Consider the following 13,637-nt stretch of genomic DNA (forward strand, 5'->3'; position numbering starts at 1 on the left):
CAGGATCCTATTTATCCCTGTTTGTCGTCTCAATCTGTGGATCGACTGTGAGTTGAGGCGAGCTTTACTCGTTCAGGGGCTCGCTGTCCACGGATGAGGTCTGCGGCGCGTCGCTGGGCGGCGCGGTCGGCTCAGGGGAGGCCGTGGGCTCGTCGCCGGGCGGCTCGGACGTCTGGGGAGTGCCGCCGTGCCAGGACAGCGAGCAGGTGGCGGTGCCGCCGTTCGAGGTGAAGGAGACGCGGCCGCTGCCGGAGCCGTTCGGGTCGAGGACCGTCACCCAGATCTGCACGGAGCCGCCGGACTTGATCGACCCGCTCGCCGGGTACACGTCCAGCCCCTGCGAGGCGGTCGCGACCCAGGAGACGGAGGCGTTGCGGGCGCTGAGCCCGATCCTGGCCACGCCGTCGATCGCCTGCGGGCACGCAGTGCCGAGCCGGGCGCCCGGCGCGGGCCTGCGGCGGGAGGCCGTGGGCTCGGCGGCGGGCCTGGTGCTCGGCCGTCCGGCGGCCGGCCGCCCGGTCGGCGTGACCCTGCCGGGTGGGGTGAGGCTCGGGGTCGGCGTCGGCGACGGCGTGAGGTCGTCCGACTCGACCGCCGGCTCAGGCGTCGGACTTTCCTCCTCCAGGGAGAGCGTGGGGGAGGGGGCGAGCCGCAGGGCGGTGCTGTTGGAGGCGCCGCGGCCGTTGATCACGACCATGGCGCCGGTCGCGGCCAGCACGCACGCGCCCGCCAGCACCACCGGCGCCAGGCGACGTGGCCGGCGCCGGCGCGAGCGGCGCTCGACGGCCACAGGGAACCCCGCCCGGTCGAAGTTGTCCCCCCGGTCCATGATCAGCGTACGGGTCTGGTCGCGTTCGGGGCTGACGCACGTGTCGATCATCCGGCGGCGCAACGAGATCGCCGGGAACGCGACCGGCACCATGTCCAGCAGCCGCCCGGCCGAGACCTGCCGGTGCCGCCCCTCGGTGCACACCTCGCATCCGCCGATGTGCCCGGACAACCGCCGCCGCAGCAGCGGGGTGAGCGGCCCCTCCCACGAGTCCACCATCGCCGACAGGTCGGGGCAGTGCGCCCGCCCTGTCCTGGCCAGCACCACGGCCGCGGCGGCGTTCTCCAGGTGGTCGCGCGCCCTGCCGAGTCGGGCCGCCGCCTGTCGCGAGGTCAGCCCGAGCACCGCGGCCACCTCGGAAGGGATCAGGCCGTGGCGCAGCGAGAGCTCCAGCACCTCGCGCTCGTTCTCGCTCAGCTCGCCCAGCGTCTCGTGGACGAGGTCGGCCAGCTCGGGGTCGTCCTGCTCCTCCAGCGCCGGCAGCGGCAGGCCGTCGGCGGGGGTCCCGCTCCTGTGCGCCATTCTGGCCCGCACCTGGAACCTGGCCAGCGCGTACAACCAGGCCCGCAGCCGGCCCGGCTCCTTCAGCCGGTCCACGCACCCCTGCGCGGTGACCAGGGCATCGTGTACGGCGTCCGCCGCCACGTCTCCCTCTCCGCCGGAGAGGGAATAGGCGTAGTCGTGCAACCGCTCGGCGTAGGAGTCGTACAGCTTGGCGGGAGCGTCGGTATCCGCGCGCCGCAGAGCCTCAACGAGCTCGTGATCGTCGGCGCGACCGACCGTCGGCCATCCAGGCACGGATTCCCTCCCCGCAGGTAGGACAAGGCACTCAAGCCCCACGCGGAGAGGACGCCGCCTCATTCAGGCAGGTTCGCCCCCCATGCCGAACAGGCATGGGGGCGCGGCTCACCCGTCGCAGTTGGGCGAGCAGAGGCGGCGCTCCATGCCCTGCAGGAAGAAGTCGCGTACCTGGAGGATGTTCTTGGCGATGTACGCCTCGCCGCCCGTGGACTTGGCCAGCGCGTCCATCTGCTGCTTGCCCTTCTCGGCCTCCGGGCCGAACGCGATCAGCAGGATGCTGATGGGCCGCTTCGGGTTGTACGTCTTCTTCAGGAACTGCAGGATCTCGGCGTTCTTGACGCCGCCGTCGGGGTCGTCGTTGCCCGCGCCGTCCGTGAGGATCAACAGGGTGTTGATCTTGTCTTCCTGGTACGTCTTGGTCAGCTCCGTGTAGGCCGCCTTGACCGTGTCGTTCAGCCCGGTGTCGCCGGTGGCCTTGGCCTGGATCTGGGCGAACGTCCGGACCAGTTGCTCCTTGCGGAGCACCCCGTTGATGGACTCACTGGCCGGCCCGACGGAGACCAGCTCCTTCCAGTCCTTGCCCTTGCCGTCCAGATGCGTGGAGAACGTCCACAAACCGAGCTCGGAGTCGGCGGGGAAGAGCCCGAGACCCTCGGTGGCGATCTTGTTGATGGCCTGGATGCGGGTCATGTTCGTGCCCGGCACGGGCAGCGCCATCGTGCCCGAGACGTCGAGCAGGGTGAGCAGCCGGCTGCCGAGGTTCAGCCTGGACCAGGTCTGCACCATCCTGGCCACGGTCGCGCCGTCGGGCGGCGGCAGCGCCTGCGGCGTCTCGGGCGTGAACCCCTTGTCCTTGGACAACGCGTCGCCCGCCTTGCCGTCCGAGCTGCGGAAACCGGCGTCGCGCAGCGTCTTCTTGGCCGACTCCGTCGTGAGGTCCTGCTTGAAGTCCGCCGCCGCCTTGAGCACCGCCGGATCCTTGGCCAGGATCGTGACCGGGTAGTCCAGGCTCAGCGTGCCTTCCTTCGGATAGAGCGCGACCACCGGCGCTTCCGGCTTCTTCGTGTTGTGGGCGTAGATGGCCTGCTCGGAGGTGACGCCGACCGGCACCCTGCTGCCCGACTTCACGGTGAGGCTGGCCAGCAGCGCCGTCGGGTCGGACGCGAGCTGGCCGGACAGCTCCTTCAGCGCACCCACCAGCGCCTGGTCCTGCTTCGCCTTCTTGGCCATGCCCGCGGCGGCCAGCAGCGCGGCCAGGCCGGCGGAGTTCTTCTGCGGGTCGAGGGCGAGCACGCGTACCTTCCGGCCCGGCCCGTCCACGTTCGCCACGTTCGCCGCCGCGATCATGCTGACCCAGCTCGGCTGGAGGCTGGAGGCCAGCTTCGACGCGGCCGACTTGGCCGCCGCCAGCACGACGGGGGAGGCGGCGACCGAGCCCTCCGACTGCGGCAGCGCGCCGCCCGCCGGGGTCTTGCGCACGCTCTCCAGGAGAAGGCTGGAGTCGGCCACCCAGAAGTCGGCGGTGACCTTGCCCGCGGCCAGCCCGTTCGCGGTCTTGGCCGCCGCCTCCTTGGCCACCGCCACCTCGACGCATTTGCTGTCGATCGAGTGCATGGCCTTGTTGTACCTGCCGGCGATCTTGCTGAGCGCGGGCTGGATGTCGGGGGTCGCGACGACGCGCAGCGCCAGCTTGCCGCCCGAGCAGTCATGGTCGCGATTGAAGATCACGAACGCGGCGACACCGAGGAGTACGGCCAGGGCCACGGCCCCGGCCAGCGGTACGAGCACCCTGCCGCGGCCACGGGACCGCCTGCGGGGTGGGGGTTCGTTCGCTCGGTATCCGCCGTCGAGCTCGTCTGTGCGGTGTCGCCCCACGATGTCCTCTTAGGTGTGCTTGAGACCTTCCGGAGACCCTAGCGGGAGATGCTCCGCAATACTCCGGGAACGATACTCGGTGCGGTCAGTGTGGGAAAACAGCCCATTTGATGCGATGATTACCCAGTGTTACGCCTATGGGTGAAAGGCGTGACCGCAGTGTCGCGTTTATCAATGGTACGAGTGCTACGCGTGTTGCGTTCAATGGCAGCACGCGTGACCGCGCCAGGCCCGGCTTCCCTCGCGTACGGCGACCGCCGCCAGAGCCACCGCCACCGCCGGATCGACCCACCACCAGCCCACGGTGTTGAGCCACAAACCGGCCAGCACGCCCGCCGCCATCGCCGCGCAGATGAGGTTCTGCGTCCCCTCGCCGGCCGTGGCCGCGGACGCCAGCCGCAGGCCGAGCCGCCGCTTGGCCATCCCCAGCATCGGCATGCTGATCAGGCTGAAGGACGTCACCACGATCCCCAGCACGCTCGGCACGGCCCGATGCCCCGCGTCCAGGTCGTGCGCCACGTGAACGACGAGATAGGGCGCCAGCAACCAGCAGCTCACCGCGACCGCCCGCCTGGCGGTGTTCTCCGCGCTCGGCGAGAGCGTACGGGCGCCGGTGAACCGCCACACCACGATCAGGCTGGCCGCCGCCTCCACCAGCGCCGACAACCCCCACCCGATCAGCGCCACGGAATGCGCGGCCAGTCCCGCGGCCAGGCCGAGCGTGCTCTCCACGCCCAGCCAGGCCAGTGTGATCACGGAGAGCGATCGGGCCTTGCGCGCGGCGCGCAACCAGTCGGCTGACGCGGCCGGACGCTCATGAATCCGCTGGTCAGGCACCATGAACCCCCGAATTCCCGGCTATCCGGCCGTCGACAGCGATACGTACAGTACCCACTACTCACCGTAACTCTGTCGGGCGGCGGCAAAGGACGGTCAAGCTTCCCCGGATAATTGAGCGAGGATCCGCCAGGGGGCGGGATTCGTGATGAGGGAAGATCGGCCAGGGGGAGGGATTCGTGCCGTTCACGCCGAGTCATATGGCCGCGATGGTGCCGCTGATGGCCTCGCCGCGCGTCCGCAGGTACCTCGATCCGTGGGCGCTGGCGCTGGGGGCGATGGTCCCTGACCTGCCGATCTTCCTGCCGTTCCTGCCCGACTACGGCAACTGGCACTCCTGGCTCGGCGTGGTCACCATCGACCTGGCCGCTGTGCTGGTGTTGTTGCCCCTGTTCCACGGCGTCTTCAGGGACCCGCTGATCTCCCTGCTCCCACCGTCCCTGGCCGGCCGCGCCGCCCTCCTGACCCCTTCCCGGCTCAGGTTCGTGCCCATGGTGCTCGGCGCGGTCGTGGGCGCCGCCTCCCACGTCCTGTGGGACTCCTTCACCCACTCCACCGCTCCGATGGAATGGGGCGCCTGGCTATCCGTATCCGTCTTCGGCGTGATCAGACTCTTCCGCCTCCTCCAATACGTCTCGTCCGTGATCGGGCTGGCCATCGTGTTGTGGTGGGGTTGGCGCGGCCTGTCCCGGATGGCCGCGGCGCCCGTACCGGACCGCCTGAAGCTCAGCCCGCGCGTGCGGTGGGTCGTCACGGCTTTCTGCTCGATCGGCGTTGTCGCGGGCGCGTTTCTCTGGCCCTTGGTGGACGAGCCCAGCCCGCAGCTGGGCCTCCCCAGCGTGATCACCAAGACCGGCGCGGGCACGCTGATCGGCCTGTGCCTGGTCCTCGCCGGCTATGCGGCGGTCTGGCAGGTCAGGCGGCGCATGGCAGTATCGGAAGGTGCTTGAGTTCGTAACCGACCCGGACGACCCGCGCCTGTCCGACTACACGCGGCTGCGGGACACGGAGCTGCGCAAGAGCCTGGAGGCTTCGCGCGGCCTGTTCCTGGCGGAGGGCGAGAAGGTGATCAGGCGGGCCATCGGCACCGGCTACCCGATCCGCTCGGTCCTGACCACGCGACGCTGGCTGACCGCGCTGGAGGACGTCCTCGGGGACGCCACCGTCTACGTGGCGAGCGACGAGATCATGTCCGGCATAGCAGGCTTCCAGATCCACCGCGGGGCCCTGGCCTCAATGGAACGCCTCCCGCTCCCGGCCGTCGAAACCCTGCTCAAGGGCGGGGGCCGGCGCCTGCTCGTCCTGGAGGACCTGGTCGACCACTCCAACGTCGGGGCGATCTTCAGGTCGGCTGCCGCGCTGGGGGTGGACGGGATCGTCCTGTCGCCTCGGTGTGCGGATCCGCTGTACCGGCGTGCGGTGAAGGTGTCGATGGGCGCGGTGTTCTCGATCCCGTACGCGCGCATGGACGACTGGTACGCCGGGCTCTCGCAACTGAGGGAGGCGGGCTACCAGACGCTGGCCCTGACTCCGGATCAGAGGGCCACCCCTATAGATGCGGTCAAGACGAGGGATCGGGTGGCGCTGTTGCTGGGTGCCGAGGGCGACGGGCTGTCGTCTCACTGGCTGGAGGAGGCCGATGAGGCGGTGTGCATCCCGATGAGCGCGGCGGCGATGGCGGCGGGTGTGGACTCGTTGAACGTGGTGGCCGCCGCCGCGGTCGCCTGCCATGGTCTAATGCGGGCGAAATAGCCCAACCATCGGTCGCCATCGCCCGAAAGTAGGTCTGGTACGCCCTCCACCAGGCGTGTAATGCTGTAATCATGGAAACGTTATTCGAGCACGCGGGCGGCGAAGAAGGCCTCCGCAAGTTCATCGAGATCTTCTACCGCAGCCTCCTGGCCGACCCGATGCTCCAGCCGCTCTTCGGCGAGGGCAGGCCGAGCCACATCGGCAACCTGGCCGCCTTCACGGCCGAGACCTTCGGCGGTCCCGACACGTTCTCCCGGGAGATGGGCGGGTTCCCGCTGCTCATCGACGCCCACCGGGGCCTGAAGATCAATGAGGAGCAGCGGCTGCGGTTCATCGAGCTGTACCTGGCTGCCGCCGACCAGGCCGGATTGCCCGACGATGAGCCGTTCAGGGCGGCGCTGCGGTCCCATGTGGAGTTCGGCAGCGAGGTGGCGATGCAGAACTCCCATGCCGAGACCGACGACCAGCTCCACCCCCTGCGGGAGGTGCCCCGCTGGGGGTGGGAGTAGGCGTTCAGGACTGGCCGTCGGTGAGCCAGTCGGGGTAGTTGTCGATGTCGTGGGTGACCGGCCGGCTGACGATGGGGCAGCCGGTCTCCCTGATGTGGCGTTCGAGGGTGGGGGCCTGGCGCTCCGTCGTGATGAGGGTGAGCTCCCAGGCCGTCTCATCGGCGGGGTGCGGCACTTCGGTTATGTCGATCGAGGTCGCGAGGCCCGCGCGGAGGATGCCGTGCGCGAGTTCGGCCGCCTTCTCGTGACCCTCGATCGTCGTACGGACCTCGATGAATTGCGCCATGAGGTTGTCCTTCGGGAGGGGTGGGGCCTCACCCTACCCACCAAATCGTTCGGTGACCGGCTCCACAGCGGGAAATCACCACAAGTTCACGCCAAGGCCGGCTCAGGCAGTTCCCCAGCCCTCTCGTACGGGATGCACGGCGGCACCGTCGCGGTCTCCGCCGTGGCGGCGCTCATGCTCCTGCTGGGCTGACCCCGTCAAGCCAGCCGGAGCGACCGAGCGGTCGGATTGGGCCCCGCGTAGCCGAGCTCGTCGGCCACCTCGAGGATCCGCCGCCTCAGCCCGTCGCTGAGCTGGTCGGGCCGGGAGAAGGCGTAGGACACGGTCCGGGTACGTCTGGCGCACTCGCTCAGGTGGACCGCGGACCGCCTCGATCCGGTGTGCCGTACGATGTGATGCTGCATAATGTGACAGATTGATTACCCGTAGCATCGGCCGGAGGGCCTCATGCACCTGGCCTGGATCATCGCCATCGCGACCGTGACGGCTCCGCAGAGCCCGGCCCGGCCGTCCGCCCTCGCCTGTGAAGTCGCCACCCCGTCGGGCCGGCCGCTGACCTTCACCCCCCGGGTCGGCCTGACCCCCCAGCGCGTCACCGCCCACGGCAACCTCCAGCTCACCGGCTGCGTGTCGCCCGACGGCTCGGCCACCTACCTGCGCTCGGGCTGGGTCACCGTGAAGGCCACCGCGCAGGCCTCGTGCACCAGCGCGCGGCACGTCCGCGGCAACGCCGTCATCACCTGGTTCGGCGCGACCGGCCGCCCCGTCGGCACCTCCGAACTCCGCATCAGAGCCAACCAGCTCGCCACCCAAAGCCCGGCCGACAGCCTGCTCACCGGCACGGTCACGGCGGGCCCGCTCTCGGACGAGCGCGTCCGCGGCGGCATCACGCCCGCCACGGCCCTGCTCGGCTGCGCCACGCAGGGCATGAGCGCCCTGCCCGGCGACGGCCGCATCACTTTCGGCTAGCGGCGCCGCCGCCGGTCAGCCGCCCGCGATCTGTTCCCCGGCGTAGTCGAGGAGCCGCTCGGCCGTCGTGAAGCGGCCCTCGTCGGCGTCGTCCAACAGCACGCCCACCACCCGCCTGCCGTGCCTTTCGCCCGCGAACAGCAGGCAGTACCCGGCCGCACGGGTGTAGCCGGTCTTCACCCCCAGCACCCCGTCGGCCCGTGACAGCAGCTTGTTCAAGTTGCGCCAGGTGTGCGCCCGGTGCGCCGCCGACTTGCTCACCTTGTGGACCTTGCTCCCGACCACGGTCCTGAACGTGCTGCTCGCCAGCGCCCGCTGCGCCAGTTTGGCCTGGTCGACGGCCGTCGAGTAGCCGCCGTTGCCCGGCGTGGGCATGCCGTCCGGGTTGGTGTAGCGGGTGTCGGTCAGGCCGAGGGAGCGGGCGGTGCGGTTCATCTTGGCGACGAAGGCCGTCTTGCCGGGCCCGTACCGCCGGGCCAGGGCGTTGGCCGCGTCCGCGCCCGAGGGCAGCATGAGCCCGTAGAGCAGGTCCCTGACCGTGAGGCGCTCGTCCTTCTTCAGCCCCGCCGTGGCGGCGCCGTCGTCGGCGGCGTACTTGACGTCGGTGGCGGTGATCGTGACCGTGTCGCTCAGCCGGGCCTCGCGGAGCACGACGTAGGCCGTCATGACCTTGACCAGGCTCGCGACCGGAGCCCGGCGCGTCTCCCGCTGGCTGAAGTGGACCGTTCCGGCCGAATCGATCACGTACGCCGACGTGGCCCCCACCTTCGGAGCGTCCGCGGCCATGGCCGGCGAGGACACCCCCACAACCAGTGCGAGCACGGCAGAGCTAATGAAACCCCCAATGCGCATGGCAAACATGGTGTCAGGAGATCAAGGGTCCGTTTGCCGAACTCGGCCGTAAGGCACCATCAGATGGGGGTAAATCAATCATAGATCCGATATGGCGGGGGGCGGCGGCCATGGCAGGCAGGTTCATCATCAGCCAGGACGAGCGGGGCGGGTTCCGTTTCGCGCTCGTCGCGAACAACGGGCAGACACTCGCGGTCGGCGAGGGTTTCCCGACCAAGGTCGCCTGCGTGAACGGCATCGAGACGGTACGCAGGAACGCCCCCGAGGCCACGATCGACGACCAGAGCGGCAAGCTCAGGGTCCACGACCAGAGCGGCCGGGCCTGAACGGCAGGTAGGGCTAGGAGACCAGGGCCTTCTCCTCGGTGGCGCGCCGCTTCCGCCTGCGTCGTACCACCAACCACGACACGCCGGCCACCGCCACCACGGCCACGACCCCCGCCGTGACCGGCGACTGCGCGGCCAGCTCCAGCCACCCCCACACGATCGCCGTGAGCCCGAACCACCAGATCGGCGCCCAGGTCAGGCAGCCCAGCGCGCTGGCGACGACGTACCAGGGATAGGACACGCGCAGCGCTCCCGCCACCCACGGCAGCGTGTGCCGCAACATGGGCACCCAGAAGCACCCGTAGACGGCCAGCGCCCCCCACTTCTCGACGACCCGCTCGATCTTCGCGATGCGCTCGCGGCCCAGCTTGACGCCGACGCGCGAGTCGTAGAGCCTCTCGCCCAGCTTGCGGCCGACCCAGTAGTACACCTGGAACGCGCCGAACAGGGCGAGGATCAGGACGGCGCCCACCAGCCAGTACGGCAGGCCGAGCCAGAACGGCCGCGTGGGATCGGCAATGTCGATCATCCCCCACCCCTCCGACGCTTAGGTCAGCCTTACCTTATCGGCTTGCAAGCCCCCGGCAAAAGGTGCAACCGGCCGACAACCAGGACTCAACCACCCTGACCCACTCTATGGGTGAGCAAAAGGGGTGTTGAAGATGACCACGAGAAGCGCAGCCGTCCTGGCCAGTGGCACCGCGAACGCGGCCAAGCTCTTCGTGGCCGCCCTCGCTTTCACCAGCGCGTACGTCGGCTTCTCCGCCTACAGTAACGCCAGCTCCGCGACCGAGCCCACCGGCACGATCACCCTGTCGGCCCGCGAGGTGCCCATCACCGCCCCGGCCCAGGCCACGGTCGCCCCCGCCAAGGCGGGCAAGATCACCGTCAGCGTCCTGACCGGCGGCACCGCGAGCTGCGCCAAGTCGTACGTGGCCCGCAGCGTCGTCAACGCCGAGCCCGGCCAGTCCGTCTCGTACGGCTGGCGGCTCGCCCGCTGGAGCCCGGCCACCAAGACGTGGCGCACGTACCTGGTGGACTACGACGGCTTCGCGGGCGCCACGGAGACCGTCGAGTGGCGGCCCCAGGTCTCGGGCAACGCCGGCTGGTACCGCGTCGAGCTGTCGATCGAGGACACCAAGGTCGTCAAGAGCGACCGTTTCCAGGTGAGCTGCTGACCGACTGCCGGGCCGCCTCCACCCAGCGCGGCACGCCGACCCGCTCGGCCACCTCCAGAGCCTTCTTGTAGTGGTCACGCGCGGCGTCCGGCTGCCCCAGGCGCACGGCGAGGTCGCCGAGCGTCAGCGCCACCGGCCACAGCGCCACCACCCCGGTCCCCGCGCCCGCCACCCGGTCGGCGAACGGCTTGAGCTTGTCGTAGCAGTCGACCATCCGCTCCCGGTCGTCGAGCAGCATGCCGGCCAGGGCCCGCCAGGTCATCGCCAGCTCGTAGAGGAAGTCGGGCCGCACCGGCGGCCGGGTGGCGGCCACGGCCTTGGCGTCGTTGAGGTGCCCGGCCGAGGCCAGGGCCAGCGCGTAGGCGTCGAGCGTCCACTTGGCGCCGCGCAGGTGGGCCGCGGACAGCCGGTCGACCGTCTCGGCCGCCCGGCCGGCCACCAGGTGCAGGCAGAACGTCGTGATCAGCGGCAGGTCCTGGCGGCCTTCGAGCATGCCCGCCCGCGCCGTCATCCTGGCGGCCTCGCGGTAGGCCCGCTCCGCGCCCTCGTAGTCGCCGGCGATCATCAGCCGCTGGCCCGCGTACCAGACGACGACCGCGGCGGGCGCCGACAGGTCGTACTGCTTGGCCAGCTGGTCGGCGGCGGCCGCGTGCTCGTCGGCGACCGTGAACTCGCCCCTGGCCGCCGCGCACTCCAGCAACACCAGGTGCGCCAGCGCCTGCGTGGCCATCTGCCCCGAGCGCTGTGCGACCTCCAGCAGCTCCCTGCCGATGCTCTCGCGCGTGTCCACGGCGGGGATGTCGTAGGACTGGCGCAGCCGCCCGCTCAGCGCCGCCGCGATCAGCGCCGGGTCGCCGCTCTGCCTGGCCAGCTCCAGCGCCTCGAGCGAGGCCTGCCGCCCCCGCTCGGGCGAGGAGGAGCCCTCCAGCTCCAGCGCGAGCGTCGTCAGCAGGCTGGCCCGCAGCCGCTGTTCGCCCGCGGGCAGCTCGATGAGCGCCTTCTCGGTGACGTCCACGATCTCCCACGCGGTGCGGGTGAAGTCCCGGGCCATGCCCTTGTGCGGCACGGCCAGCGAGGCCGCCACCTTCGCGGTGATCTCCAGGTCGCCCAGCGGCAGCGCGGCGTCCATGGCCTGGCGCCGCAGCAGCCTGGCCGCCGTCATGTCGCCGCACAGGGCCAGCGCCCTGATCTGGCGCAACATCAGCCGCAGCCGCTCCTTGGCGCGCTCCGGCTCCTGCTCGCTGCCCTGCTCCTCGTTGCGCGAGCGATCGAACGCCGCGATGGCCTGCTCCCACAGCGTGGCCGCCTCGCGGTGGGCGAAGCGCCGCTCGGCCTGCTCGGCCGCCAGCCCCGCGTAGTGGACCGCCTTCTCGGCCGCGTCGGCCAGGAAGTAGTGGTGGGCCAGCGCCGCCACGTCGGACGGCGTGCGCTGTTCGATCACCGCCGCCACGGCCGCGTGCAGCCTGGTGCGGCGCAGCCTGGAGGCGTCGGAGTAGATCGTGTCGCGCACCAGGTCGTGGTCGAACCTGAGCAGCCCGGGCCCCGGCTCGGTCACCAGCCCGGCCAGCAGCGCCGCCTCGACGGCCTCGATCACCGACTCCTCGTCGCCCGCCACGGTGACCAGCACGTCGAGATCGACGTCGCGCCCGATCACCGCGGCCTGCAGCAGGATCTGCTGCGCGCCCGCGGGCAGCCGCGAGATGCGCCGCCGCAACACGTCGCGTACCCCGGACGGCACCTGCGAGAGCACCTCGGTCGCGCTGGCCCGGTCGGCCGCGCCCTCCGCGTCGAGCAGGCGCACGGTCTCGCGGACGAAGAACGGGTTGCCGCCGGTGCGTTCGACGATCGACTCGACCGCATCCTCTTCTATCTCGCGTACGCAGGTGGCCTTGACCAGCTCGGCCACGGCCTTGGGGTCGAGCCCCGACAGGCCCACGCGTACCGGGCCCAGCCGGGCCAGGGCGGCCAGCACGTCGGACTGGCGGTCGTCGAGCTCGCTCTCCCTGCACGTCACCACGAGCAGCACCCGGCTGGTCGCCAGCAGGCTCGGCAGGGCGCGCAGCAGGGCGAGCGTCTGGTCGTCGGCCCAGTGCAGGTCTTCGAGCGTCAGCAGCACCGGCGACCTGCGCGCGACCCCCGCCAGGTAGCCGCCGACCGCGCGGTGCAGGCGGAAACCGCCGGACACCTCGTCCTCGTCGGGGTCTGGGGCGGCGTCGTCGAGCAGCGGCGCGAGCAGCTGGGCGTATTCGCCCGCGCCCGTCATGCCGATGAGCGTGCGCAGGATCTCCACCCACGCCCAGCCGGGCGGCGTGGCGCTGGAGTCGGGGCAGGCGCCGGAGGCGGTGATCCAGCCGTCGCCGGCCAGTTTGCCGCCGAGCTGGCGCAGCAGCGTGGTCTTGCCCGCGCCCGCGACCCCGGTGACGATCGCGACCTGGAACCGGCCCGTGCGCGACGCCGTCGTGGTCAGCCTGGCCAGCTCGGCGTCACGGCCCACGAACGGCTCCGGCTCCAGCGGCGGCGGCTCGACGGGCGCGGCCGGCCTGGGCGGCCAGGTGTCGGTGACCGGCGCGGGCCTCGGGGGTCGCGCGAGAACGACCAGCTCCAGCTCGGGCGCCTGGGCCAGGATGTCGGACTCCAGCTTGCGCAGCGCGGGCCCGGGGTCGATGCCGAGCTCGTCGGCCAGCATGTTTCTGGCCCTGCGCAGCGCGGCCAGCGCGTCGCCCTGCCTGCCGCAGCGGTAGAGGCCGAGCGCCAGCAGCCGCCAGCCCTCCTCGCGCAGCGGGTGCTCGGTGGTGAGCGCCTCCAGGTCGGGCACGGTCTCGGCGTGCAGGCCGAGCCGCAGCCCGGTGTCGGCGCGCCGCTCGCGGGCCACGACGCGCAGCTCGGCCAGCCGGTTGACCTCGGCCTCGGCCCACTGCTGGTCGGCGAAGTCGGAGTAAGGCGTGCCGCGCCACAGGCCCAGCGCCTTTTCCAGGCGGCCGCGGGCGGACTGCGGGTCGCCCTCCTCGAGGTGCTCGCCGGCAGCGCGTACGAGCTGCTCGAACCTGAGCGCGTCGACCTGGTCGGAGGCCACCCGTAAGGCGTAGCCGGACGCGACCGTCACCAGCAGCCGGTTGGGCCCGCCGCGCGGCCGGCCCGGCTCCAGCACCCGGCGCAGGCGCGAGATGTAGACCTGCAGGCCCGACTGCGCGCCCTTGGCCGCGTCGTCGTCCCACAGATCGTAGAGAAGTGTGTCAACCGGCACGACCTGACCCCTGGCCACGAGGAGTCGGGCGAGGACGGCCCGCTGCCGCAACCCGCCGAGGTCGAGTTCGTCGTCAGATTCGTACGCCTCGACTGGCCCCAGAACTCGGAACGCCACCATGTCAGCCGCCACGCTATGCGGGCCTATGAATCACGCACAAGGCCCGTGGTTGATTAGCA

Annotated in this window: 14 protein-coding genes; 6 read left to right on the forward strand and 8 right to left on the reverse strand. The window is 71.0% G+C overall.

The window, feature by feature from the left end; all coding sequences use genetic code 11:
- Positions 1–64 precede the first annotated feature (64 nt).
- The 3 genes from ACFLIM_RS24755 to ACFLIM_RS24765 form a co-directional block, all read right to left on the reverse strand.
- Entirely contained in the window at positions 65–1,627 is a 1,563-nt protein-coding gene (locus ACFLIM_RS24755; RefSeq protein ID WP_393169238.1) for an RNA polymerase sigma factor, read from the reverse strand.
- Between the two features lie 108 nt (positions 1,628–1,735).
- Positions 1,736–3,505 carry a substrate-binding domain-containing protein gene (locus tag ACFLIM_RS24760; protein ID WP_393169239.1) on the reverse strand — a complete coding sequence of 590 codons (1,770 nt, stop codon included), beginning with the start codon at positions 3,503–3,505 and terminating at the stop codon, positions 1,736–1,738.
- A 201-nt stretch (positions 3,506–3,706) separates the two neighbouring features.
- Positions 3,707–4,261 carry a hypothetical protein gene (locus tag ACFLIM_RS24765; RefSeq protein ID WP_393169241.1) on the reverse strand — a complete coding sequence of 185 codons (555 nt, stop codon included), beginning with the start codon at positions 4,259–4,261 and terminating at the stop codon, positions 3,707–3,709.
- A 260-nt stretch (positions 4,262–4,521) separates the two neighbouring features.
- On the opposite strand from ACFLIM_RS24765, the gene ACFLIM_RS24770 reads away from it, so the two are divergent.
- The 3 genes from ACFLIM_RS24770 (at position 4,522) to ACFLIM_RS24780 (ending at position 6,603) form a co-directional block, all read left to right on the forward strand.
- Positions 4,522–5,292, forward strand: a complete 771-nt coding sequence (locus ACFLIM_RS24770) for a DUF4184 family protein (protein WP_393169243.1) — start codon at positions 4,522–4,524, stop codon at positions 5,290–5,292.
- The gene (locus tag ACFLIM_RS24775) at positions 5,285–6,094 is read left to right on the forward strand and encodes a TrmH family RNA methyltransferase (protein WP_393169245.1); all 810 of its coding nucleotides are present in this window, start codon (positions 5,285–5,287) and stop codon (positions 6,092–6,094) included. The genes ACFLIM_RS24770 and ACFLIM_RS24775 overlap by 8 nt, the downstream gene beginning before the upstream one ends.
- Before the next feature lie 71 nt (positions 6,095–6,165).
- The gene (locus ACFLIM_RS24780) at positions 6,166–6,603 is read left to right on the forward strand and encodes a group II truncated hemoglobin (RefSeq protein WP_393169247.1); all 438 of its coding nucleotides are present in this window, start codon (positions 6,166–6,168) and stop codon (positions 6,601–6,603) included.
- 4 nt (positions 6,604–6,607) lie between these two features.
- Here the strand turns inward: ACFLIM_RS24780 and ACFLIM_RS24785 are convergent, their stop codons facing one another.
- Positions 6,608–6,889: a hypothetical protein gene (locus ACFLIM_RS24785; RefSeq protein ID WP_393169248.1), complete on the reverse strand. Its 282-nt coding sequence runs from the start codon at positions 6,887–6,889 to the stop codon at positions 6,608–6,610.
- A gap of 197 nt (positions 6,890–7,086) precedes the next feature.
- Complete coding sequence (locus ACFLIM_RS24790; RefSeq protein ID WP_393169250.1) at positions 7,087–7,293, reverse strand: hypothetical protein; 207 nt, start codon at positions 7,291–7,293, stop codon at positions 7,087–7,089.
- A 43-nt stretch (positions 7,294–7,336) separates the two neighbouring features.
- Here ACFLIM_RS24790 and ACFLIM_RS24795 point away from each other — a divergent pair, with 43 nt between their 5' ends.
- Positions 7,337–7,858 carry a hypothetical protein gene (locus ACFLIM_RS24795; RefSeq protein ID WP_393169252.1) on the forward strand — a complete coding sequence of 174 codons (522 nt, stop codon included), beginning with the start codon at positions 7,337–7,339 and terminating at the stop codon, positions 7,856–7,858.
- Between the two features lie 15 nt (positions 7,859–7,873).
- Here the strand turns inward: ACFLIM_RS24795 and ACFLIM_RS24800 are convergent, their stop codons facing one another.
- Entirely contained in the window at positions 7,874–8,680 is an 807-nt protein-coding gene (locus tag ACFLIM_RS24800) for a D-alanyl-D-alanine carboxypeptidase family protein (RefSeq protein ID WP_393169254.1), read from the reverse strand.
- A gap of 140 nt (positions 8,681–8,820) precedes the next feature.
- On the opposite strand from ACFLIM_RS24800, the gene ACFLIM_RS24805 reads away from it, so the two are divergent.
- Complete coding sequence (locus tag ACFLIM_RS24805; protein WP_393169256.1) at positions 8,821–9,036, forward strand: YegP family protein; 216 nt, start codon at positions 8,821–8,823, stop codon at positions 9,034–9,036.
- Between the two features lie 13 nt (positions 9,037–9,049).
- Here the strand turns inward: ACFLIM_RS24805 and ACFLIM_RS24810 are convergent, their stop codons facing one another.
- A complete protein-coding gene (locus tag ACFLIM_RS24810; RefSeq protein ID WP_393169258.1) occupies positions 9,050–9,565 on the reverse strand; it encodes a DedA family protein in 516 nt (171 codons plus the stop codon).
- A gap of 133 nt (positions 9,566–9,698) precedes the next feature.
- On the opposite strand from ACFLIM_RS24810, the gene ACFLIM_RS24815 reads away from it, so the two are divergent.
- Positions 9,699–10,214 carry a hypothetical protein gene (locus tag ACFLIM_RS24815; RefSeq protein WP_393169259.1) on the forward strand — a complete coding sequence of 172 codons (516 nt, stop codon included), beginning with the start codon at positions 9,699–9,701 and terminating at the stop codon, positions 10,212–10,214.
- Here ACFLIM_RS24815 and ACFLIM_RS24820 read toward each other — a convergent pair.
- The gene (locus ACFLIM_RS24820; RefSeq protein WP_393169261.1) at positions 10,183–13,578 is read right to left on the reverse strand and encodes a BTAD domain-containing putative transcriptional regulator; all 3,396 of its coding nucleotides are present in this window, start codon (positions 13,576–13,578) and stop codon (positions 10,183–10,185) included. The two genes, ACFLIM_RS24815 and ACFLIM_RS24820, sit on opposite strands and share 32 nt — an antisense overlap.
- Positions 13,579–13,637 lie beyond the last annotated feature (59 nt).

This window comes from Nonomuraea marmarensis, assembly GCF_043197025.1.
Classification (GTDB): domain Bacteria; phylum Actinomycetota; class Actinomycetes; order Streptosporangiales; family Streptosporangiaceae; genus Nonomuraea; species Nonomuraea marmarensis.